The sequence below is a fragment of the Streptomyces sp. NPDC041796 genome (assembly GCF_055590785.1).
The window spans coordinates 72,788-94,241 of the sequence record NZ_JBVJAH010000025.1 but is presented as its reverse complement, the minus strand read 5'-3'; the positions used below and the strand labels follow the sequence as shown (position 1 = coordinate 94,241).

19 protein-coding genes are annotated in these 21,454 nt (G+C 72.5%); 6 read left to right on the top strand and 13 right to left on the bottom strand.

The genetic code is table 11. The features are described from left to right. Positions 1-604: 604 nt before the first annotated feature. The 8 genes from ACZ6C1_RS34050 to ACZ6C1_RS34015 all read right to left on the bottom strand — a co-directional run bounded on the left by ACZ6C1_RS34050 (position 605) and on the right by ACZ6C1_RS34015 (position 6,929). A complete protein-coding gene (locus tag ACZ6C1_RS34050; RefSeq protein ID WP_469246419.1) occupies positions 605-970 on the bottom strand; it encodes an ATP-binding protein in 366 nt (121 codons plus the stop codon). A gap of 78 nt (positions 971-1,048) precedes the next feature. Further along, positions 1,049-2,329, bottom strand: coding sequence for a PP2C family protein-serine/threonine phosphatase (locus ACZ6C1_RS34045; RefSeq protein WP_469246408.1), 1,281 nt, complete (start codon positions 2,327-2,329; stop codon positions 1,049-1,051). Beyond that, on the bottom strand, positions 2,326-3,339 hold the full coding sequence (locus ACZ6C1_RS34040) for an ATP-binding protein (protein ID WP_469246406.1): 1,014 nt from the start codon (positions 3,337-3,339) through the stop codon (positions 2,326-2,328). The genes ACZ6C1_RS34045 and ACZ6C1_RS34040 overlap by 4 nt, the downstream gene beginning before the upstream one ends. Continuing rightward, positions 3,339-3,701, bottom strand: coding sequence for an anti-sigma regulatory factor (locus tag ACZ6C1_RS34035; RefSeq protein ID WP_469246418.1), 363 nt, complete (start codon positions 3,699-3,701; stop codon positions 3,339-3,341). Before ACZ6C1_RS34035 ends, ACZ6C1_RS34040 begins: the two co-directional genes overlap by 1 nt. Before the next feature lie 265 nt (positions 3,702-3,966). Next, complete coding sequence (locus ACZ6C1_RS34030) at positions 3,967-4,377, bottom strand: STAS domain-containing protein (RefSeq protein ID WP_469246404.1); 411 nt, start codon at positions 4,375-4,377, stop codon at positions 3,967-3,969. Continuing rightward, entirely contained in the window at positions 4,374-5,279 is a 906-nt protein-coding gene (locus tag ACZ6C1_RS34025) for an STAS domain-containing protein (RefSeq protein WP_469246401.1), read from the bottom strand. Before ACZ6C1_RS34025 ends, ACZ6C1_RS34030 begins: the two co-directional genes overlap by 4 nt. A gap of 205 nt (positions 5,280-5,484) precedes the next feature. Then, positions 5,485-5,715 (bottom strand): DUF5133 domain-containing protein, encoded by a 231-nt coding sequence (locus ACZ6C1_RS34020; protein ID WP_469246417.1) that lies wholly within the window; start codon positions 5,713-5,715, stop codon positions 5,485-5,487. 197 nt (positions 5,716-5,912) lie between these two features. Next, on the bottom strand, positions 5,913-6,929 hold the full coding sequence (locus ACZ6C1_RS34015) for a GDSL-type esterase/lipase family protein (RefSeq protein ID WP_469246399.1): 1,017 nt from the start codon (positions 6,927-6,929) through the stop codon (positions 5,913-5,915). A 292-nt stretch (positions 6,930-7,221) separates the two neighbouring features. On the opposite strand from ACZ6C1_RS34015, the gene ACZ6C1_RS34010 reads away from it, so the two are divergent. Together ACZ6C1_RS34010 and ACZ6C1_RS34005 are read left to right on the top strand one after the other, a co-directional pair. After that, complete coding sequence (locus ACZ6C1_RS34010) at positions 7,222-8,685, top strand: amino acid permease (RefSeq protein WP_469246398.1); 1,464 nt, start codon at positions 7,222-7,224, stop codon at positions 8,683-8,685. A gap of 10 nt (positions 8,686-8,695) precedes the next feature. Further along, on the top strand, positions 8,696-9,151 hold the full coding sequence (locus ACZ6C1_RS34005) for an Lrp/AsnC family transcriptional regulator (protein ID WP_064067061.1): 456 nt from the start codon (positions 8,696-8,698) through the stop codon (positions 9,149-9,151). Here ACZ6C1_RS34005 and ACZ6C1_RS34000 read toward each other — a convergent pair whose 3' ends face one another. Beyond that, on the bottom strand, positions 9,152-9,703 hold the full coding sequence (locus tag ACZ6C1_RS34000) for a hypothetical protein (protein WP_469246395.1): 552 nt from the start codon (positions 9,701-9,703) through the stop codon (positions 9,152-9,154). 291 nt (positions 9,704-9,994) lie between these two features. Here ACZ6C1_RS34000 and ACZ6C1_RS33995 point away from each other — a divergent pair, with 291 nt between their 5' ends. Together ACZ6C1_RS33995 and ACZ6C1_RS33990 are read left to right on the top strand one after the other, a co-directional pair. Next, the gene (locus ACZ6C1_RS33995) at positions 9,995-10,792 is read left to right on the top strand and encodes a carbon-nitrogen hydrolase family protein (RefSeq protein WP_469246393.1); all 798 of its coding nucleotides are present in this window, start codon (positions 9,995-9,997) and stop codon (positions 10,790-10,792) included. A gap of 44 nt (positions 10,793-10,836) precedes the next feature. After that, positions 10,837-12,531 carry a flavin monoamine oxidase family protein gene (locus tag ACZ6C1_RS33990; RefSeq protein ID WP_469246392.1) on the top strand — a complete coding sequence of 565 codons (1,695 nt, stop codon included), beginning with the start codon at positions 10,837-10,839 and terminating at the stop codon, positions 12,529-12,531. 39 nt (positions 12,532-12,570) lie between these two features. Here the strand turns inward: ACZ6C1_RS33990 and ACZ6C1_RS33985 are convergent, their stop codons facing one another. Then, positions 12,571-13,284, bottom strand: coding sequence for a DUF5995 family protein (locus tag ACZ6C1_RS33985; protein ID WP_469246389.1), 714 nt, complete (start codon positions 13,282-13,284; stop codon positions 12,571-12,573). Between the two features lie 110 nt (positions 13,285-13,394). On the opposite strand from ACZ6C1_RS33985, the gene ACZ6C1_RS33980 reads away from it, so the two are divergent. Continuing rightward, complete coding sequence (locus ACZ6C1_RS33980) at positions 13,395-14,618, top strand: glycoside hydrolase family 6 protein (protein WP_469246387.1); 1,224 nt, start codon at positions 13,395-13,397, stop codon at positions 14,616-14,618. On the opposite strand, the gene ACZ6C1_RS33975 is transcribed toward ACZ6C1_RS33980, so the two are convergent. Next, a complete protein-coding gene (locus ACZ6C1_RS33975; RefSeq protein WP_469246385.1) occupies positions 14,597-16,003 on the bottom strand; it encodes a uracil-xanthine permease family protein in 1,407 nt (468 codons plus the stop codon). The genes ACZ6C1_RS33980 and ACZ6C1_RS33975 overlap by 22 nt on opposite strands. Positions 16,004-16,328: 325 nt before the next feature. After that, positions 16,329-17,540, bottom strand: coding sequence for an MFS transporter (locus ACZ6C1_RS33970; RefSeq protein WP_469246383.1), 1,212 nt, complete (start codon positions 17,538-17,540; stop codon positions 16,329-16,331). A gap of 96 nt (positions 17,541-17,636) precedes the next feature. Between ACZ6C1_RS33970 and ACZ6C1_RS33965 the strand changes: the two genes are divergently transcribed. After that, positions 17,637-18,812, top strand: coding sequence for an ROK family transcriptional regulator (locus ACZ6C1_RS33965; protein WP_469246382.1), 1,176 nt, complete (start codon positions 17,637-17,639; stop codon positions 18,810-18,812). Between the two features lie 208 nt (positions 18,813-19,020). Here the strand turns inward: ACZ6C1_RS33965 and ACZ6C1_RS33960 are convergent, their stop codons facing one another. After that, a complete protein-coding gene (locus tag ACZ6C1_RS33960; protein WP_469246381.1) occupies positions 19,021-21,351 on the bottom strand; it encodes a chitinase C-terminal domain-containing protein in 2,331 nt (776 codons plus the stop codon). Between the last annotated feature and the right edge of the window lie 103 nt (positions 21,352-21,454).

Genomic DNA, 21,454 nt, shown 5'->3' with positions numbered 1-21,454 from the left:
CCCCCCCCCCCCCCCCCCCCCCCCCCCCCCCCCCCCCCCCCCCCCCCCCCCCCCCCCCCCCCCCCCCCCCCCCCCCCCCCCCCCCCCCCCCCCCGGTGCCGGTGAGGCGTCGGCGTCCCGGCGACGGTTCGCCCGGGGCTTCGTCACGTCCCGGGCGACGAGCCGTCTGGGGCGCTGCCGTCGGTGTCCCGGGCGACGGGCCGTCTGGGGCTCTGTGCGTGTACCGGGGGACGGATCACCCGGGGCTCCATCCAGGTCCCGGGCGACGGGTCACCCGGGGCTCCATCCAGGCCCCGGGTGGGCGGACGCCGGGGGCGCCGCCCGGTCGGCGAACGCGCTTCGGGGTGTTTCTCGGCCCGGCGGGCGGGGGCTCTGAAACGGCACGGGGAGCGGGCGGCCGTCGACGGTGACAGGCCCGGCCGGGGCCCGTAGACATGCGGTCGGCTGGACGGCGGATGTGCGACGCGTCCCGGGCCGGGCGCGTCCGGCCCGGTCGGTGCGGCGGCGCCCTCTTCGGCATCGGCGCACTTCTGGTGGGCGGGACCGGACTGTACGGTCCCCGCCGGCCGGCTTCGGTTCAGTGGTGCCGGTCGGCAGAGGCCGGTCAGGCCGCTTCCGGGGCGTGGGACCAGACCGCGCGCACCGTCTTGCCCGTCGAGGTGGGGCGGACCTCCACACGTCCGGCCAGGCTCTGCACCATGGGCCAGCCGAAACCGCCGCCACCGCCCGTGAAGTCCGGCGCACGCGCCTCGGGGACGGTCCGGCTGGAGTCGTCCAGCTCCACGGCCAGCTCCCCCCGGTCGGCGCACAGCCGCAATCGCCACCAGCCGTCGGTGTGGCGCAGGGCGTTGGCCGTCAGCTCGCTGACGACCAGCTGCACTGCGTCCAGGTCCGCCCACGGGCAGTGTTCGGCCACGAAACGCGCGGCCGTATCACGGGCCGAGGCGCAGTCGGCGTACGGCGAAATCATGACAACCACGAGCGGCTCCTTCATTCATCACCGCTCGCATACCCAGACCTCGTGCGTTAACCACGGACCCGGCGAGGATCAGCCTCCCACCCGCCGTACCGTGAGGGCGACGGTGTCGTCCGGGTGGAGGATCACCGTGTGCATCTCGTCCGCGATGGCCGCCGGGACTTCCTCTATCGGGCGGTGGCGGTGGCGCCGGGCCGCCGTGGCGAGCCGCTGCTCGCCCTCGCGCGGGTCGCGGCGGCTCTCGGTCAGCCCGTCCGTGTAGAGCACCAGCAGGTCGCCGGGGTCGAGGCGGTCGCGCAGCAGGCGCTCGCTGCCGGGCAGCGGGAAGCCGATGCCCCGCCCGCGTACCTCCAGCAGGGACGACTCGCCGTCCTCCCGCACGAGGAGGGCCGGCGGATGACTGCCGTTCGCCAGCACGAGCTCCCCGGTGGCCGGATCGAGCCGGACGAGCTGCACGGTCGCCATGAGCTCGTGGTCGAAGGTCGCGAGGACCTCGTCGGTCCTGGCGACGATCGACTCCAGGGGGTGGCCTTCCAGGGCGAGGGTGCGGACCGCGTGGGTGACGTTGAGCGCGCTGCGCGTACTGGTCAGTCCGTGGCCCAGGGCGTCCACCACCGTGATGTGCACGGTGCCGTCCGGCAGGACGAACCAGTCGTACAGGTCGCCGCCCGTCGGGGCGTGCTTCTCCGCCGGTTCGTAGTGGACCGCCATCTCCAGGCCGGCCACCCGTACCGGCGGCGGGCGCAGGGCGTCCTCCAGCTGGCGCAGTATCCGCCCGTGCGCCTGGCGCAGCTGTTCGTCGCGTTCTTCCAGCTGGACGTACAGGGCCAGCACGCCGCTGTTCGTCTCGGCCAGTTCGTGCTTGAGCCGCTGGTGGTCCTCGGCGAGCGCGTCCACCCGGTCGACGGCCGCGCTCAGCTCCTCCTCCAGCAGCTCGACCAGACCCGGCGGATCGTCCCTGCACGGTTCCGTGGCGGACGGCAGGGGCACGGGGACGCGCCACACGGCGGCCGTGCCGGGCAGCCGCTCCGCGGGCAGCGGGAGCCCTTCCAGCGACGGACGGCGCGGCGCGTGCGGCAGGTGCAGCCGGACGACGAGCCGCCCCTCGGCCGGACCGTCCGGCCGGTCGTCCGACGGGCCCTCGGACCGTTCCTCCGACGGCTCGGCCGGCTGTGGCGGCACCGTCTCCAGCAGCACCGGCCGGCCGGCCGCGAGCTCGGGGCCGGCCACCCGGGTCGCCGACAGCGCGAGCCGGTAGCGCAGCTCGACGGGCAGGCCCGCACGGTGGGCGAGGCGGCGCAGGGCGCTGCGCAGCCCGGCCAGCGAGTGCAGGGTCGTGATCTGCGGTTTCATGGCTCTCTCCGCGCCGGGCCGAGGGTGAGGACGGTCGCGTCGTCCCGGCTGCGCCGGTGTTCGTGGACGAGGGCACCGGCGAGCAGCGGTGCGGGCAGCCCGGTGAGGAACGGGGTCAGGGTGTGCGTCCAGCGGGCGTCGATGCCGTCACTGTGCAGCAGGGCGATGGCGTCCGGTTCCGCGGGGACCCGCTGCACCCGGGGCTCGGGCATGTTCCAGCCGACGACCCCGGGCTGGCCCCCGAAGCGCCGGCGGACACCGTCGTGCCCCAGCAGCAGGGTGCGCACATTGCCCACCGAGCACTGCTCGATGCCCTGGTCCGACAGTCGCAGCAGCCCGACCGCCGCTCCTCGGCTGCGCCGCAGGGCACGGTGCATGGTGTGCAGCAGCTGGGGCAGCGGCCGACCGGGGTCGCGGTGGAAGGCGCGCACGGCCAGCTCGGCCGCCTCGGCGGCGAGCCGGCCGTGGCCCAGCCCGTCCACGACGAGAGCGGTACGCACGTCCCCGGTGACCGCGAGGCCCCAGGAGTCCCCGCAGAGGCTCTCCCCGTCGGCGGGTACGCGCACCGCCCCCACGCCGCCCGTCCCGTCGGCGGGACTCGCGCCCGGTACGCCCAGGCGGGCGGAGACGACGGTGCCCGCGCCCTCCCTCGTACGCACGGTGAACTCGTCCGCGATCCTGCGTACCGCGCCGAGTCCGGAGCCGAGCGTCCTGCTGGTGGTGTACCCGTCGGTGAGGCACCGTTCCAGGTCGGCCATGCCCGGGCCCCGGTCGACGGCGAGGATCTCCACGCCGGTGCGCAGGGGCAGCGGCTGAATGTACAGCGAGCCGTTCTGGGCGTGCTTGGCGACATTGCCGGCCAACTCGCTGGCGAGCACGGCCGCCTGGTCCGGCAGGGCGCCCGCGAGCCCCTGGTCCAGCGCCGTCCGGCGGGCGGTGGTGGCCGCAAGCTGGACGGCGCTGTAGTGGTCCACCCGGATGTGGGCGGTGACGGACATCGGTGCACCCATCAGCGGTCGTTCCAGCGCGCTACGACCACCGTGGTCCCTTCACCGGGCCCGCTGTGGACGTCGAACTCGTGCATCAGCCGGCGTGCGCCGCCCAATCCGTGACCGAGCCCCGAGCCGGTGGTGAACCCGTCGGTGAGCGCCTCGTCGAGGTCGTGGATGCCCGGGCCGTCGTCGCGGACCGTCAGCCGCAGGCCCTTGCGCCCGGACCGCGTCAGTATCTCGATCTCCAGCGAGCCGCCGCCCCCGTGGACGTACGCGTTGCGGGCGAGCTCACTGGCGGCGGTGACGATCCTGGTCTGGTCGACGAGACCGAAACCGGCCTCCACCGTGGCGGCCCGTACGGCGTGACGTACCGTCAGCAGGTCCTCCTCCGAGTTGACGTTGTAGCGCGACCCCGCACCATGGCGCCCGGTGGGTGCCTCGTGGTCGGCGGAGTCGCCGCCGGACGTGCCGGACGGTGCGCCTGACCTGTCGCCTGACCGGCCGGGCGCGACGGTGGAACCGGCCGAAGAACCGACAGTGGATCCGACCGGGGAACCGGCCGAAGAACCGACAGGGGAACCGACCGTGGAACCGGCCGAGGGGGAGCGCTGGGCGATCAGCTCGGAGCCCGGTGTCGCCACCCGTTCACCGTGGAGCGTCACGTCGGACCTCCCCCGTGGGTTGGGGCAGGCGGTGCCAGCCGAGCGCGGTCAGGCCCTGCTCCGCGTTGAGGGCGGTTTCGACGCCGGTCAGCTGCAGCCCCAGCTCGACCAGGGTGATGGCGACCGCGGGCCGCATCCCGGCCACGATGACCCGGGCGCCGAGGAGTCGGGCCATGGTGGTCAGCTCCATCAGGGTGCGCGCCACGAACGAGTCGATGATCTCCAGCCGGGAGATGTCGATCAGGACGCCCCGGGCGCCGTCGCCGGCGATCCGCTCGGTGAGTTCGTCGGTGAAGGCCACCGCCGACTGGTCGTCCAGCTCGTTGAGCAGCCCGGTGATCAGTACGTCGCCGAGCCGCAGGATCGGTACGCCGGTGGCGCGAGCGGCCGTCACGCGGTCACCGGCCGGGCGGTGCCGGCGTCCTGGCCGACGGCGTCCTGACCGACCGCGGGCTGGTCGGTCAGCCGGATTGCGGCGGCCAGGGCGTCGGCCAGCGTCGCGCGGGTCAGGATGGTCGACAGATCGATGCCCAACTGTGCGATGGTCTGCGCGATGGGCGGCCGGATCCCGCTGATGACGCAGTCGGCGCCCATCAGCCGCACCGCGTTGACGGTGTGCATCAGATGCTGGGCGACCGCGGTGTCGACGGCCGGCACACCGGTGATGTCGATGATGGCGACCTGTGCCTCGTTGTCCTGGATCGCCTGCAGCAGGCTCTCCATCACCACCTGCGTACGTGCCGTGTCCAGCGTGCCGATCAGAGGTACGGCGAGGACGTGCCGCCACAGGCGGACCACCGGTGTGGAGACCTCCAGCAGCTGGCGGCTCTGCCGCTGGATGATCTCCTCGCGGCCCTCCACGTACGTCTCGAACGAGAGCACCCCGGCGGCGTCCAGCAGCCGGTTGACCAGGATGGCGGCGGAGAACAGCTCGGCCGAGTCGCGGGTGGTGTGCTGCACGGCGGACAGCAGCGCTTCCTTGAGCGAGAGCACGGCCATCGACGTGGCGGTCGGCGAGGCGCCCGCCCGGGCGCGGCGCAGCGACAGCTCTATCACCGTCTGGCGCAGTTCGTTGCGCGACGCCACCAGGCGTTCCACCGGTACGTCGCTGGCCAGGCCCGCGGCGAGGGCGGAGATCAGCAGGTCGGCTTCCTCGCGCACCTCGTGCTCACTCATGTCGGTACTGAGCACCGCCTGCTCCAGCTGGAGCCGGACCCACTGGTCCGCGATCTCCTCCTCGCGCTCCCGCAGGGCCTCACAGAGGCGGTCCCGCACGCTCGATTCGCTGGTGTTCACAAGCACCTCTCGCAATCGGAAACGGGACGGGCGGGTTTCCGCGGCAAGGCGCCGGAAACATCGATGAATTGACCGCCCGGCCTGTCTCTCATGTTCAACGGCGGTTCGATCGTAATGACCGGGGGCGCCGGGAAGAAAAGTGACTCCGCCGTGCCGACGTGAGGGCGGCGACCGGAAAGTGCCGGTCGCCGCCCTCTCCGTCCGCTCAAACCGAGGCCGACGTCGTCGAGACGGCCGACGGTTCACCGGCCGCCGCGATCACCCCTCTGGCCACGCGCAGCGCGTCGCGTATGTCACGCGTACCGGTGGACACGCAGAGCGTGTACGCGGTGTCCTCCCGATGACGCCTGATCCTCGGGTCCGCCGAATCGGCACCGGTGGCGGCCAGTTCCTCATACCTGGCCACAAGGGTGCGCAGCATCGACGGGTGCGGCATCAGCACGACAGAACCTCCTTCTGGGCGGGAACCCGGATCGTGGGAGCCGGGAACCGGAAAAGCGATGTCACCGACCGAGGCGCCCCTACCCCGCCTTCGCCGCGTCATTCCCCTCAGGTCCGGGACAAGGCCCCTTCCGTCCGGGACAAGGCCCCTTCCGTCCAAGACACGGCCGCTCACGTACGTGACGAGACGGCTCAAGTCCGGGACAACGCCCGACCCCTGAGCCACGACTCGTCCCGGACCGCCGCCGTGACGGCGGCGGCGACCCGTGCGTGGCCGGTGTCGTCCGGGTGCAGGCCGTCCGCGAGGTGCCCGGGCCCGAGCAGGTCGCGGCCGGGCAGCAGCGACAGCCGTCCGTCACCGGCCGCGATCAGGTCCCGGACGGCCTCCTCCATGGCGGTGCGCAGCTCGGCCAGAGTCGCGCCCAGGGCGTTGGCCGTGGACTCGGCCTCGGGACGCAGCAGCGGCGAGAGCAGCAGCAAGGGGGTGTCCGGGTGCCCCCGGCGTACGAGGGTGATGAAGGCACGAGTCGTCTCGTACAGCAGCGGAGCGGAGTGGGGCACCCCGGACCAGCAGTTCGTGCCGAACGCGAGGGTGAGGAGGCCGGCGGGGAGGGCGGCCAGCTGCTGGGCGGTGGACAGCTCACCGCGGGCGGACCCCGCGTACCCGAGGTTGACCGTGTCCACCCCGAGGGCACGCCCGGCGACGGCGGGCCAGGCGTGGGCGGGTCGGGTGGACCACCAGCCCTCCGTGATCGAGTCGCCGTGGACGAGCCAGCGGGGCCGCGGCGGAGCGGGGGAGAGGACGCCGCCCACGGCCCGCACCCCCAGGATCTCGGGCGCCCGGCTCTCGGGTGGGTGGACGGTGAACGGCCCCGGCCCGCCCGGGAGGGGAATGGTGACGTCCGTCTCCTCCTCGGGGTGGCCGAACACCTCGTGGACGCAGGTGTCGCCCTCCCAGAGCGCGAAGCAGTGCGCCAGTTCCCGCAGTTCCCCGGAACCCTCCGGTACGGCCGTGCGGTAGCGGATCCGGACGGCGCGCGTGCCCGGCGAGGCCGTGAACTCCAGGCGTACGCCGATGGGCAGCGCGGCCCGCTGGGCGGTCTCCCACGGCAGCCGCGCCAGGTGCGCCGGGTCGGCGCGCACCGCCCGGCCGCGGTCGTCGAGCCAGGCCGTACCGCGCAGAAAGGGCACCGGATCCTGCCAGGTCATACGGGTCTCCTCCGGTCGGTGAAATGCCTGCCCCGGACCCCCAATGTGTCGATTCGTGCGGCGGGGCGCAATGTTTCCCCGTCTGTGCCCCAAGCGCGCAATGATCATTCGTGGATGCGCAACAACGATGCATTACGAGCGCGAAGCGCGCCCTTTAGGCTCGTGCCCCGTACCAGGAGTGGCGGTGACCGCCTGCTCGGCGGTTTCCCTTCCCCCGTGGACTGTCCCGACACGTCCACGAACCGCCGCAGGTCGCCCTCCCCCGACCCGCAGCGACGAAGGAGCCTCCGCAGTGCTGGACCAAGGCACAGCCCCTCCCGCCACCGAGCCGACCGCCCCCAAGGCGTCAAGGTTCTCCGCCCTCACCCGCCGCAAGCCGGTGGACGTGCTGGTCGCAGAGGGTGGCCAGGGTGAGGGCGGCTCGCTCCGCCGCTCACTCTCCATGTGGCAGCTGACCATGATCAGCATCGGTGCCACGCTCGGCACCGGCATCTTCGTCGTCCTCGGCGAAGCCGTCCCGCTGGCCGGCCCGGCCGTCACGCTCGCCTTCGTCTTCGCGGGGCTCACGGCGCTCTTCTCGGCCCTGTCCTACGCCGAGCTGGCCGGCACGATCCCCGTGGCCGGCTCCTCGTACTCGTACGCGTACGCAACGATGGGCGAACTCGTCGCCTGGGTGTGCGGCTGGTGCCTGCTCCTGGAGTACGGCGTGTCCGTCGCCGCCGTGGCGGTCGGCTGGGGCGACTACCTCAACCAGCTCCTCGACGGCACCATCGGCGTGACCCTCCCCGCGACGCTCACCGCGCCGCCCGGTGAGGGCGGCGTGTTCAACCTGCCCGCCCTGATCGTCGTCGTCCTCGCGATGCTCTTCCTGCTCGGCGGCGCCAAGGAATCGGCCCGCGCCAACACGATCATGGTGTTCGTCAAGATCGCCGCGCTCGTGCTCTTCTGCGCCATCGGCTTCATGGGCTTCAAGTCCGGCAACTACTCCGACTTCATGCCGCTGGGCACCGGCAGCGTCGCCGCCGCGGGCGCCATCCTCTTCTTCTCGTACATCGGCTTCGACGCCGCCTCCACCGCCGGTGAGGAGGCCAAGGACCCCAAGCGCGACCTGCCGAGGGCGATCATGCTCTCGCTGGTCATCGTCACCGCCCTGTACGTGCTGGTCGCGGCCGTCGCCGTGGGCGCCTGGGACTGGAAGAAGTTCGAGGGCTCCGAGGCCTCCCTTGCCGCGATCATGAACGACGTCACCGGCCAGAGCTTCTGGGGCACCCTGCTCGCCGCCGGCGCGGTCATCTCCATCGCCAGCGTCGTCCTCACCGTGCTCTACGGCCAGACCCGCATCCTGTTCGCGATGTCCCGCGACGGCCTGGTGCCCAAGGTCTTCGGCAAGGTCAACCCCAAGACCGGCACGCCGCGCGCCAACACCGTGCTCGTCTCGCTGTTCTGCGGCGTCCTCGCCGCGGCCGTCCCGCTGGGCGAGCTCGTCAACGCCACCAGCATCGGCACGCTGTTCGCGTTCGCGCTGGTCAACATCGCGGTCGTCGTACTGCGCTACACCAAGCCGGAGCTCCAGCGCAGCTTCAAGGTGCCGTTCGGCCCGGTCTTCCCCGTCCTGGGCTTCCTGTTCTGCGGCTACAGCATGTACAGCCTCGACATGATCACCTGGCTCTACTTCGGTGTCTGGATGGCCGTGGGTCTCGTGGTCTACTTCGTGTACGGCATGCGCCGCTCCCGATTGGCCACAGCAGAGAAGTGACCCACCCGTAGTGCGACTGAACGATCTCGACGAACGCATCGTCCACGCCCTCGCCGAGGATGCCCGCCGTTCCTACGCCGACATCGGCTCGCTCGTCGGCCTGTCCGCGCCCGCCGTCAAGCGGCGCGTGGACCGGCTGCGGGCCGAAGGGGCCATCACGGGCTTCACCGTCCGGGTGGACCCGGCGGCGCTCGGCTGGGAGACCGAGGGCTTCATCGAGATCTACGCACGCGGCAACACCTCGCCCGAGACCATTCAGCGCGGTCTCGAGCGGTACCCGGAGGTCGCGGCCGCGTCCACCGTCACCGGTGACGCGGACGCGATCGTCCAGGTCTTCGCCTCCGACATGCGCCACTTCGAGCGCGTGCTGGAGCGGATCGCGGGCGAGCCGTTCGTGGAGCGCACCAAGTCGGTGCTGGTGCTCTCGCCGCTGCTGCGGCGCTTCTCGTCCGGTTCGCCGGCCTAGTCAGTTCGCCGGGTACTCCGGCTGCCAGGGCAGCACCCGGAAGTCACCGCTGCCGTGCTCGACCTTCTCGAAGGGCGCGGCGCTCATGCACTTCGGCAGCTTCCTGGTCTCCTCCGGCTCGCTGCCGATCCAGCTGTAGCCCAGCCGGTCGTGCCCGCCCCGGTCGTGCACGGAGATCCCCACGCGCTTGCCCTTGAACGGGGTGTCGGAGTCGGTGACGACACCGGTCACGACCGCCACCTTGCCGCCCGTCACCAGGCAGTCCACCCGGGCCTTCGCCCAGCCGGACGTGCCGTCCGGGAAGACGTGCCGGAAGCTGAACGTGCCGGTCGCCGCCTCCGGATTCATGTTGTCCTCCGCCGCCAGGTGCGCGTCGAAGGTGAACGTGATGTCGTCGCCGGCCGGGCGGTACAGCTTCGCCGTGCCGGTGAGCGCGGCCGCCTCCCGCGGCCCGGCGCCCGCCCCGTCCCCGGAGGCGACGGCGGAGCCGGCGGCCCCGGCGGTGAACAGCAGGGCCGCGCCCGCGGCGGCGATCTTCATACGACGGCTCATGGTGGGAGCCCTTTCTGCTGGTGATCGGACGCCCACCACTGTTCCGCGCGGGCCCTCCCGGCCACATCGCGCCGAGGTCGTCACCCGCTTCCGCCGGGCGGCGGAGGGTCCCGTACGACCCCGGTCGCACGGGCACGCAACGAATCGCCGCCGGGACAGGCATCCGCGCAACGGATCACTCACCGGTCCGCAACGGTCACGCCTTGTCCCGGAAGAACACCGGACCGTACCGTTTTGAACGTCTTCTCGACGCCCTCCCCACCCCGTCACGCACCCGACAGAGGTCTGCCGATGCCGCCGCTGCGCACCGCCCTGCTCCAGAGCTCCGGACAGCCCGGTGACGTCGCCGCCAACCTCAAGGTCCTCGACGAGGCCGCCGCCCGCGCCGCCGCCACCGGCGCCGGCCTGCTGGTCGCCCCCGAGATGTTCCTGACCGGCTACGCGATCGGCGACGAGGTGGGCCGGCTGGCGGAGCCCGCCGACGGCGACTCGGCCGACGCCGTCGCCGACATCGCCGAGCGCCACGGCCTCGGCATCGCGTACGGCTACCCCGAACGCGACGGCGACCGGGTGTACAACTCCGCACAGCTGATCGGCCCGGACGGTACCCGGCTCCTGAGCTACCGCAAGACCCACCTCTACGGCGGCTTCGAGACCGACTCGTTCACGCCCGGCGACCGGCCGGTCGTCCAGGCGGAGCTCGGCGGACTGCGAGTCGGCCTGATGATCTGCTACGACGTGGAGTTCCCCGAGAACGTCCGGGCGCACGGCCTGGCCGGTACCCAGCTCCTCCTGGTGCCCACCGCCCTGATGCACCCCGCCGAGGTCGTCGCCGAGTCCGTCGTCCCGGTGCGGGCCTTCGAGAACCAGCTCTACGTCGCGTACGCCAACCGGACCGGCCCCGAGGGCGAATTCGAGTTCGTCGGCCTGTCCGCCCTGGCAGGCCCCGACGGCACCGCCCGCGCCCGCGCCGGGCGCGGCGAGGAACTGGTCGTCGGCGACGTCGACCCGGAGTTCCTGACCGCCTCGCGCGAGGCGAACCCGTACCTCCGCGACCGCCGCCCCGGCCTCTACACCTCCCTCGTCTGAGCTTCCGCCCCTCCCCAGCTTTCCCCGCAAGGAGTCCGTACCCCATGACGTCCACGGTGCCCACCGCCGTCCAGCACACCGACGCGCAGCCGCCGATCACCATGTTCGGTCCGGATTTCCCGTACGCGTACGACGACTACCTGGCCCACCCGGCCGGGCTCGGGCAGATACCCGCGACCGAGCACGGCACCGAGGTCGCCGTCATCGGCGGCGGCCTGTCCGGCATCGTGGCCGCGTACGAGCTGATGAAGATGGGTCTCAAGCCCGTCGTGTACGAGGCCGACCAGATCGGCGGCCGGCTGCGCACCGTCGGCTTCGAGGGCACCGGCACCGACGGCCTGACCGCCGAGATGGGCGCCATGCGCTTCCCGCCCTCCTCGACCGCCCTCCAGCACTACATCGACCTCGTCGGCCTGGAGACCCGCCCGTTCCCCAACCCCCTCGCCGAGTCGACCCCGTCGACCGTCGTCGACCTCAAGGGCGAGTCGCACTACGCGGAGACCATCGACGACCTGCCGCAGGTCTACCGCGACGTGGCCAAGGCGTGGAACGAGTGCCTGGAGGAGGGCGCGGACTTCTCCGACATGAACCGCGCCATGCGTGAGCGCGACGTCCCGCGCATCCGCGAGATCTGGGCCAAGCTCGTCGAGAAGCTGGACAACCAGACCTTCTACGGCTTCCTGTGCGAGTCCGAGGCGTTCAAGTCCTTCCGGCACCGCGAGATCTTCGGCCAGGTGGGCTTCGGCACGGGCGGCTGGGACACCGACTTCCCCAACTCCATCCTGGAGATCCTCCGCGTCGTCTACACCGAGGCCGACGACCACCACCGCGGCATCGTCGGCGGCTCCCAGCAGCTGCCGCTGCGCCTGTGGGAGCGCGAGCCGGAGAAGATCGTCCACTGGCCGCTCGGCACGTCGCTGAAGTCGCTGCACGAGGGCGACCCCAAGCCCGCCGTGACGCGCCTGCACCGCACCGCCGGCAACCGCATCACGGTCACCGACGCGAACGGCGACATCCGCACGTACCAGGCGGCGATCTTCACCGCCCAGTCCTGGATGCTGCTCTCCAAGATCGCCTGCGACGACTCGCTGTTCCCCATCGACCACTGGACGGCGATGGAGCGCACCCACTACATGGAGTCGTCCAAGCTGTTCGTCCCGGTCGACCGGCCCTTCTGGCTGGACAAGGACGAGGAGACCGGCCGTGACGTGATGTCGATGACGCTCACCGACCGGATGACCCGCGGCACCTACCTGCTGGACGACGGCCCGGACAAGCCGGCAGTCATCTGCCTGTCATACACGTGGTGCGACGACAGCCTGAAGTGGCTCCCGCTCTCCGCCAACGAGCGCATGGAGGTCATGCTCAAGTCGCTCGGCGAGATCTACCCGAAGGTCGACATCCGCAAGCACATCATCGGCAACCCGGTGACCGTGTCCTGGGAGAACGAGCCCTACTTCATGGGCGCGTTCAAGGCCAACCTGCCGGGCCACTACCGCTACCAGCGGCGGCTGTTCACCCACTTCATGCAGGACCGGCTGCCCGAGGACAAGCGGGGCATCTTCCTCGCGGGCGACGACATCTCCTGGACGGCGGGCTGGGCCGAAGGCGCCGTGCAGACCGCGCTGAACGCCGTGTGGGGTGTCATGCACCACTTCGGCGGCGCGACCGACGCCACCAACCCCGGCCCGGGCGACGTCTACGACGAGATCGCCCCGGTCGAACTGCCGGAGGACTGACGGTCCTCGGGGGAGGGGGCGGGCCCACCGTGCGAGCCGTCAGTCGCCGCACGGTGTGAGCGGCGTCAGCAGCATCCGCCCCACCAGCCCCACGGAGCGGTCGAGGCGTTCGGTGAACTCCTCGGCCAGCTCCGGCAGCCCGCCCAGCCGGTGGAGCTGCCACAGGGACCGGGCCGCGAGCCACGCCCCGTCCCTGGCCCGTTCCAGGCTCCAGCACCCCAGCAGGTGCGTCAGGGGATCGGCGACCTCCAGCAGGTCCGGGCCCGGCATCAGCTCCTCGCGGATGCGCTCCTCCAGCAACGTGAGGATGTCGCCCACCCGGTCGAACTCCCCCTCCAGGTCGGCCGGTTCGCAGCCGAGCGTACGACAGGCGTCCACCACGGCCAGCGCCAGATCGTGCCCGATGTGCGCGTTGATGCCCGCCAGCGCGAACTGCAGCGGCCGTACGCCGGGATGGCGCCGGTACTGGAACAGCGGACGCCAGCACGCCGGCGGCCGCCCGCCCGCGGCGACCGCGTCGACGGCCGCGAGATAGCGCTCCGCGAAGCGGACGTCCAGCGTGGTGGCGGCACGCCGGTCGGCGAACTCACCCGCGTCGATGCGCCCTTCGATCTCCTCCGTGACGGTGAGGTAGACCCGGTTGAAGACCGCCACCCCGTCCGTCGCCGGCCACAGCGCGCGGAACGCGCGCATCCGCGTCACCACGGGGCCGACCGCCGACGGGGCCGACGAGAACTGCTCGATCTGCGCCATGGGGGCAGCGTCCCAGTAGGTAGGCTCTCGGTGGTGTCATCGCGCCGGGCTTCCCCGAAACGGGGGAAGGATCCGCCCGGGCGAGCACCCTGGGGGAGGGGAACTCAACGGTGTCAGGCGTGCGCGCACAGCGCCGGAAGGAACGCGACCGGCAGGTCGAACGGCGGCGCACGGCGCGCCGCCAGGCCATGGCGGCCGCCGCGTCGGCGGTCGTCGCCGTCGGAACCGTCAGCGGGCTGCTGGCCGCCACCGGCGGCGAGGAGAACGACACGGCCCGGCCACGGCCCGAGGTGTCCAGCAGCGCGCTGTACGTGCCGCTGCCGGCGCGGCCCAGCCCCACGGCCACGGCGTCGGCGCCGGCCTCACCGTCACCGTCGCCCTCGCGCACCACGGCGAAGCCGTCCGCCCCGCCCGCCCCGAAGCCCTCGGTGCAGAAGCGGAAGGCGCCCAAGGCGCCCTCACCCCGGACCGTGTCGGCCGACCTCTACCGCCACCCGCAGTCCCAGGTGCTCGACTGGGTGCGCGCCAACCCCGGCGATCCGCGCCGGTCGGTCATCCAGTCGCGGATCGCCGACCAGCCGGCCGCCGTCTGGTTCGCCGAGTACGACCCGGGCGCCATCACCGGCCGGGTCCGCGCCGTGACCTCCGGCGCGGCCGCCGCGGGCCGGGTGCCGGTCCTCGTGCCGTACGCGATCCCCGACCGGGACTGCGGAGGCGCCTCACAGGGCGGGGCGCCGGACCTGGCCGCGTACGACGGATGGATACGGAACTTCGCCGACGGGCTCGGCAGCGGGCCGGTCATCGTCGTCCTGGAGCCCGACTCCATCGCGCTCGCCGACTGCCTCTCCTCCGGTCAGCGGGCCGCCCGGTACGCCTCGCTGGCCCGGGCCGGCAAGGCGCTCAGGGCCGCCAATCCGCAGGCCAAGGTCTACTTCGACGCGGGCCACTCCGGCTGGCACTCGGCGGCGAAGATGGCCGGAGCCCTGCGCGAGGCGGGCGCCGCGACCAGCAGCGACGGCATCTTCACCAACGTGTCCAACTTCCACGGCACCGCCGACGAGGCCGGCTACGCCCGGCGCGTGCTCGCCGAGCTCGGCGGACCGTCCCACCTGGGCGCCGTCATCGACACCAGCCGCAACGGCAATGGGGCCCCGGCGCCCGGCGAGTGGTGCGACCCGCCGGGCCGGGCGCTCGGCCGGACGCCGACGACCCGGACCGGTGAGTCCAGGATCGACGCCTATCTGTGGATCAAGCTCCCGGGCGAGTCGGACGGCTGCTCGGGCGCGGCCGGGGAGTTCTCCGCCGACTACGCCTACGACTTGGCGACCGGCTGAGCGTCGCCGTCCTCGCCGCCCTCGTAGGAGCTGGTGCCCGCGTCCAGCAGGGGCTCCTGCTCCTTGAGGTGGGCGGGGGCGAAGGCACGCAGGACGTGGTAGCCGGTGATGACGACGATCGTGCCGAGCGCGATGCCGCCCAGCTCGAAGTCGTCGGTGATCTTCAGGCTCACACCGCCGACGCCGATGATGATGCCCGCCGCGGCGGGGACGAGGTTGAGCGGATTGCGCAGGTCGACCTTGGCGTTGATCCAGATCTGCGCGCCCAGCAGACCGATCATGCCGTACAGGATGACGGTGATGCCGCCGAGCACACCGCCGGGGATGGCGGCGACGACCGCGCCGAACTTGGGGCACAGGCCGAACAGGAGCGCGAAGCCGGCGGCGGCCCAGTAGGCGGCCGTCGAGTAGACGCGGGTGGCGGCCATGACGCCGATGTTCTCGGAGTACGTGGTGTTCGGCGGACCGCCCACGGCGGTGGACAGGACGGACGCGGCACCGTCGGCGGCGATGGCCGTGCCCAGCTTGTCGTCGACCGGGTCGCCGGTCATCTCGCCGACGGCCTTGACGTGTCCGGCGTTCTCCGCGACCAGCGCGATGACGACCGGCAGGGCGACGAGGATCGCGGACCACTCGAAGGCCGGGGCGTGGAAGGACGGCAGCCCGATCCAGTCGGCCTTCGCGACCCCGGACAGGTCCAGGCGCCAGTGGTCGACCGCCTCGGCGCCGCCGAGCGGGGAGTGGATCTTGCCGAAGACCAGGTCGAGCACCCAGGAGAGGGCGTACCCGAAGACCAGCCCCAGGAAGATCGCCACCCGTGACCAGAAGCCGCGCAGGCAGACGACGGCGAGCCCGGTGAACAGCATCACCAGCAGCGCGGTCCACTGATCCTGCGGCCAGTACGTCGACGCCGTCACCGGCGCCAGGTTGAAGCCGATCAGCATGACGACGGCGCCCGTCACGATCGGCGGCATCGCCGCGTGGATGATCCGCGCGCCGAACCGCCGCACCGCGAGCCCCGCGAGGAACAGCACGGCCCCGACCACCAGGACCGCTCCGGTGACGGTGGCGCTGTCCCCGCCGCTCGCCCTGATGGCCGCCGCCACGCCCACGAACGAGAGCGAGCAGCCCAGGTAGCTGGGGACCTTGCCACGCGTGGCGAGCAGGAAGATCACCGTCGCGACGCCGGACATCATGATTGCCAGGTTGGGGTCGAGCCCCATCAGCACGGGCGCCACGAACGACGCGCCGAACATGGCCACCACGTGCTGCGCGCCGAGTCCGGCCGTCCGGGGCCAGGACAGCCGCTCGTCGGGGCGGACCACGGCTCCGGGAGCGGGTGTCCGTCCGTCGCCGTGCAGGGTCCAGCGCACGCCGAGGTTCATGGGGGATGACTCCACTTCTCCGGTTCGGGACGGCCGCGCGGCCGGGTCCCGGCCGGGAGCGGCCGAAAAAGACCAGGCGCCATGGTAATCGGCCAGTCGTACCTGCCAGTGCGCTGTGCGCGGTCCGCCAGTGGCCCGTCGGAGGCTCGGACGACCGACCCGTCGTGGCCCGTCCCGGCGTCGAGCAGCAGGGGTCCGAGCATGCCGACGCGCATCCGCCCACTGTCGCGGCCCCGTCCGCCGCCGTGCCGGGTCCCGGGGGAGCGGCGGCCGCTTGCCCCCCCACGCTGCCGCCGGCCCGAGCGCCGCTGCCCGCCGGCCCGGCTCAGCGGGGGCTCTTCTCGGCCGTCGCCGCGCCCTTCGCCGTACGGGCCGTCCGGTCCCCCGTGCGCAGCACCCCCGCGCCGAGGACCAGGCCGAAGGCCAGCAGGGTGACCAGTCCGAACGACACGGTCAACGACGTCGCGTCGGCCACCCCGCCGATCGCCGACGGGGCGATGAGGCCCGAGGTGTACGTGATGGTGGCGACGCCCGCGATGGCCTGGCTCGGGTTCGGCCCGCTGCGCCCGGCCGCCGCGAAGGCGAGGGGTACGACCACGGCCACGCCCAGTCCGAGCAGCCCGAAGCCCGTCATCGCGACCGCCGGGTGCGGCGCGACGACCACCAGGACGCCGCCCGCCGTTGCCGCGACGCCCCCGACGCGTACGGTCCGCACGGCGCCGAACCGGTCCACGACCCGGTCGCCCACGAGCCTCGCCACCGCCATGGTCAGGGCGAACGCGGTGGTCGACGCGGCCGCGAGGCCCGCCGAGGTACCCAGCTCGTCCCGCAGGTAGACCGCCGACCAGTCCAGGCTCGCGCCCTCCGCGAACACCCCGCAGAACCCGATGGCGCCGATCACCAGGGCCGACTTCGGTGGCAGCGCGAAGCGCGGCGGTGGCTCCTCGTCCGGGGCGCTGCGCAGGTCCAGCACGCCCTGGCAGAAGATCAGGCCCAGGGCCGTGAGTACGAGCGCGGCGATCAGGTGGTGGAGCCGGGCGTCGGTGCCCAGGTGCGCGGCGAGCGTGCCGGTCGCCGAGCCGATCAGCGCCCCGACGCTCCACATGCCGTGCAGGCTGGACATGATCGACTTGTCGAGCCGGTTCTCGACCTCGACTCCCAGGGCGTTCATGGCCACGTCGGACATGCCGGCGGTGGCCCCGTAGACGAAGAGCGCGCCGCACAGGGTGTAGACGTCGGGGGCGAGGGCGGGCAGGACCAGCGACAGCGTCCAGAGTGCGAGCAGCCCGCGCAGCGCGGCCCGGGCGCCGAAGCGGTGACTGATCGCGCCCGCCAGCGGCATCGCCGCCGAGGCGCCCAGCGCCGGGAAGGCGAGAGCGAGGCCCAACTGCCCCGCGCTGACACCCGCGTGGTCCTGGATCCAGGGGATACGGGTGGCGAAGCTGCCGGTCACGGCGCCGTGGACGCAGAAGACGGCGGCCACGGCGAACCGCGCCCGCCTCAGCCGCTCCCTGCCGAACACCCTGTCCTGCGCCACGGGCCCTCCCCGTTCGTACGTCGTTTCCGGGCGGTAAATTATCAGGAACCTTGCCTGATAATAAGGTGGTATGACGAGTTCTGAGAGGATCACGGCATGCCCGCATCGCCCAGCACCGCACGGGCCATCAACGACCGGCTCGCCCTGCGACTCCTCCAGGACCAGGGCCCGTTGACGGCAGGCCAGCTCAAGACCCTGACCGGGCTCTCCCGTCCCACCGTCGCCGACCTCGTCGAACGGCTCCAGGGCTCCGGCCTCGTCCAGGTCGTCGGGGAGGCGGGCGCGGAACGGCGCGGACCCAACGCCCGGCTGTACGGGATCGTCGCCGACCGCGCCCACCTCGCCGCCCTCGACGTCCGCACCACCAGCGTCTCCGTGGTCGTCACCGACCTGCTGGGCGCCACGCTCGCCGACGCCTCCCTGCCCATGGAGGGCCACACCGACGAGCCGGCCGTGGAGCGCGCGGTGGCGCTGCTGGAGCGGACGGTGGCCGAGGCCGGCGTACGGCGGCTGCACAGCGTCGGCATCGGGGCGCCCGGCCTGATCGACCCGGCCACGGGCGAGCTGCGCGACTCGACAGGGCTCCCGGCCTGGCACCGGCGGCTCGTCACCGTCCTGCAGGAACGGCTGCCCGCGACCGTCCTCGTCGAGAACGAGACCAACCTCGCGGCCGTGGCCGAGCAGCGTGAGGGAGCCGCGCGGGACCGTGACACGTTCGTCCTGCTGTGGCTCGGCCACGGCGTCGGCGCGGCCGTCCTGCTGGACGGCAGGCTGCGGCGCGGGGCGTCGGGCGGCGCCGGTGAGATCGGGTTCCTGCCCGTGCCGGGGACGGGCGCGCTGCCCTCGGCCACCGGCTGCGAGGGCGGCTTCCACGCGCTGGCGGGCTCGTCGGCGATCCGCTCACTGGCGGCCGACCACGGCATCGAGGCCGGTGACGAGCGGGGCGGCGGGCCGCCCGGCGCGGTGGCCGTACGGAAGGCGCTGGCCGCCGGGGCGGAGGACTTCCTGGACGCCCTCGCCGACCGGCTGGCCCTCGGGGCGGCGGCCGTCGGCGCCGTACTGGACCCCGGCTGCGTGGTGCTGGGCGGCGAGGTCGGCCACGCGGGAGGCGCCGAACTCGCGGCCCGCGTCGAGACCCGGCTGGACGCGCTGTCCCCGCTGCGCACCGAGGTACGGGCGAGCGCCCTGGGCGGCGCGGCGGTCCTGCGCGGCGCGCTGCTGACGGTCCGCGACGCGGCCCAGGACGAGCTGTTCGCCCCGGCGGCCCCCTGACCCCCGCGGCCCGGTTCGCACCTGTGCCCCGCCCCGCCCCGCCCCGCCCCGAGCCGCTACGCCCCGCCCCGCCCCGAGCCGCTACGCCCCGCCCCGCCCCGAGCCGCTACGCCCCGCCGCCCACCGCGGTCGGCGCCCGGGCATGCCGAAGGGCCCCGGCGGCGGCAAGGGCCGTATCTCCGCCGCCGGGGCCCGTCCCGTCACCGGGTCAGCAGGCGCCGAGGTCCTGCCAGACACCCCATTGGCCGGTGGTGCCGGGCTCCTCGCCCTTCGTCCACCACTTCGCCTTCCAGGTGCGGGCCTTGTGGGACACCGTGGCGCCGGAGCCGTACTCGGTGGCCGAGCTCCACGCGGGCGCGGTGCAGGCGCCGGGGGTGGGCGTCGGGTTCGTCGGGTCCGGCGACGGGGTCGGGTCCGTGCCCGGCTCCACCACCGTCGTGCCCCGTGCCAGGTCACCGGCGAGGGCGTACTTCGTGCCGGCGATGTCGATTGTCCAGTTCCACGGGGTGGACACCGGCAGGTAGTAGTTGAACGACAGCTCCACCGACGCGCCGGGCGCCAGCGTCTGCCACGCGGGCAGCTTCAGCGAGACACGGTGGAAGTCACCCTTCAGCCCGCCGACGTTGCTGCCGGTGTGGTCGCTGCTGATCACCTTGGTGCCGAAACCGGACTGGTCCGAGGCGTTGCCCGGGGCAGCCGTGGAGTAGTCGAACTGGAACTCCGTACCGCCCGGCAGCGTGGTCCTCGTGTTGTTCGTGATCTTCACCTTGGGGGTGATCGGGTAGTTGGAGTCGCCGAGCTTGAACTCGCCGAACTCGACCCCGATGTTCACCGCCTTGGTGGGCAGCGCCTTGTTCGAGACCTTCGCGCCGTACGGCGTGGCCGCCTTGAACTTGTCGTACATCAGCGAGGTCAGCGTGGAGCCGGGCTCGTACTGGCCCTTGGCCGCGTTCCAGCCGTAGTCACCGGCCAGCTCCCAGACCATCGTGCCGCCGATGCCCTTGTCGACCACGTATTCGGCCTTGCGGGCCACCGACTGCTCGTCCTCGGTCGACAGGAAGACCTTCTTCTCGGCGTTCCACAGCCACGGCGCGACCAGCGTGGAGTCGTAGCGGCGGGCGTAGGTGCCGGTCAGCCGGGTGTCCGCGCCGAAGCCGTACTTCGGCAGGTAGTCGCCGAGGACGCCCTTCTCCAGGTTCTTGGCGTGCCACATCGGGTTGGAGCCGGCCGGCGACTCCTTGCCGTTGTCGTCCTTGTCGTGCCACAGGTTGTCGATGCCGACCGCGCCGTCACCGCACTTGGTCAGGCCGGACCCGGCCGGGCAGGTGGTCGCGGCGGCCTTGCCCCACAGGCCGTCCGTACCGCCCTGCACGTTCTTGTGACCGCGGGTGTAGTAGGGGAGGCCGATGTTGATGCGGCCCGCCGGCATGGAGCCGCGGAAGTAGTGGTACGCCCAGTCGGTGTTGAGGTAGCCGATGCCGCCGTACTGCTGGCTGCCGTAGACGTTCGCCGCCGCCAGCTCCGCGTCCTTGCCGTCGTCGAAGAGCGAGGCGTTCGGGCCGACGTACTCGTTCCAGGCGCCGTGCAGGTCGTAGGACATGATGTTGACGTAGTCCAGGTACTTCTGGACCTGGAAGGTCTCCATGCCGCGCAGCAGGTAGCCGGAGGAGGGGGCCGCGACGGTCAGCAGGTAGTGCTTGCCGTCGGCCGCGCCGGCCCGGTCCAGCTTCTCGCGCAGGGACTTCATCAGCGCCGCGTAGCCCTTGACGAGCCCCGCGCGGCGGGCGTTGGAGACCGGGTAGTCGAGGGGGTTGCCCGCGTCCTTCATGGACGTCGGGTACTCGTAGTCGATGTCGACCCCGTTGAACCCGTACATCTTGATGAAGGCGACCGCCGAGTCGGCGAAGGTGTCGATCCCCGCCTGGTTGACCGAGCCGTCGGCGTTGGTGGCCATCGAGTAGAAGCCGCCGGAGTCGACGCGCTTGCCGGTGTCGTCGAAGTACCCGCCGGTCTCGGCCCAGCCGCCCACCGAGATCAGCGTCTTGACGTCGGGGTGCTGCTTCTTGAATTTGTTCAGCAGGTTGAAATGCCCCTTGTAGCCGTACGAGGGGTCCATCTCGGCGCCCGCGACGCCCGGCCAGGTCATGCCGGTCGCGGCGTTGTTCGGGCCGTCGGCGCCGACGGACAGCTTGTTGCCGGAGTCGATGTGGCCGAAGGCGTAGTTGATGTGGGTGACCTTGTCCCACGGGATGTTCGAGGCGAGGTAGGCGGGTGTGCCGTCCTTGCCGGTGCGCCAGCCGGTGAAGTAGCCGATGACGCGGCGCTGGTGGTCGGCGCCCATCTTCTCCCGGCCCTCGGTGTCGTAGACCGAGCAGTAGGGGACGTCGACGCCGGAGGTCTTGTACAGGCCGTCGGGGCGACAGCTTTCGTGGTCGGTGGCGGCGTGCGAGACGCCACCGGAGAGCGAGCCGAGCAGCAGACCGGCGGCGGCGGCGCCGGACGCGAGCAGCGTGGCTCGTCTGTGTGTGGGGGACAGCACGGTCGGTTCCTCCCGGGGAGGCTGAGGGGCACACAACAGGCAAGGGGATGGGTCGTGTTGGGCCCTGGCGTGCGCACACCCGGCGGGCCGTCTCCATGGAGGT

Coding starts and splice junctions, on each gene's coding strand:
- ACZ6C1_RS34015 (WP_469246399.1), bottom strand. CDS start 6,929: ATGACCTGGCAGGATCCGGTGCCCTTTCTGCGCGGTACGGCCTGGCTC.
- ACZ6C1_RS33990 (WP_469246392.1), top strand. CDS start 10,837: ATGACGTCCACGGTGCCCACCGCCGTCCAGCACACCGACGCGCAGCCG.
- ACZ6C1_RS33975 (WP_469246385.1), bottom strand. CDS start 16,003: ATGAACCTCGGCGTGCGCTGGACCCTGCACGGCGACGGACGGACACCC.
- ACZ6C1_RS33985 (WP_469246389.1), bottom strand. CDS start 13,284: ATGGCGCAGATCGAGCAGTTCTCGTCGGCCCCGTCGGCGGTCGGCCCC.
- ACZ6C1_RS34045 (WP_469246408.1), bottom strand. CDS start 2,329: ATGAAACCGCAGATCACGACCCTGCACTCGCTGGCCGGGCTGCGCAGC.
- ACZ6C1_RS34050 (WP_469246419.1), bottom strand. CDS start 970: ATGATTTCGCCGTACGCCGACTGCGCCTCGGCCCGTGATACGGCCGCG.
- ACZ6C1_RS33995 (WP_469246393.1), top strand. CDS start 9,995: ATGCCGCCGCTGCGCACCGCCCTGCTCCAGAGCTCCGGACAGCCCGGT.
- ACZ6C1_RS34040 (WP_469246406.1), bottom strand. CDS start 3,339: ATGGGTGCACCGATGTCCGTCACCGCCCACATCCGGGTGGACCACTAC.
- ACZ6C1_RS34020 (WP_469246417.1), bottom strand. CDS start 5,715: ATGCCGCACCCGTCGATGCTGCGCACCCTTGTGGCCAGGTATGAGGAA.
- ACZ6C1_RS34000 (WP_469246395.1), bottom strand. CDS start 9,703: ATGAGCCGTCGTATGAAGATCGCCGCCGCGGGCGCGGCCCTGCTGTTC.
- ACZ6C1_RS33965 (WP_469246382.1), top strand. CDS start 17,637: ATGCCCGCATCGCCCAGCACCGCACGGGCCATCAACGACCGGCTCGCC.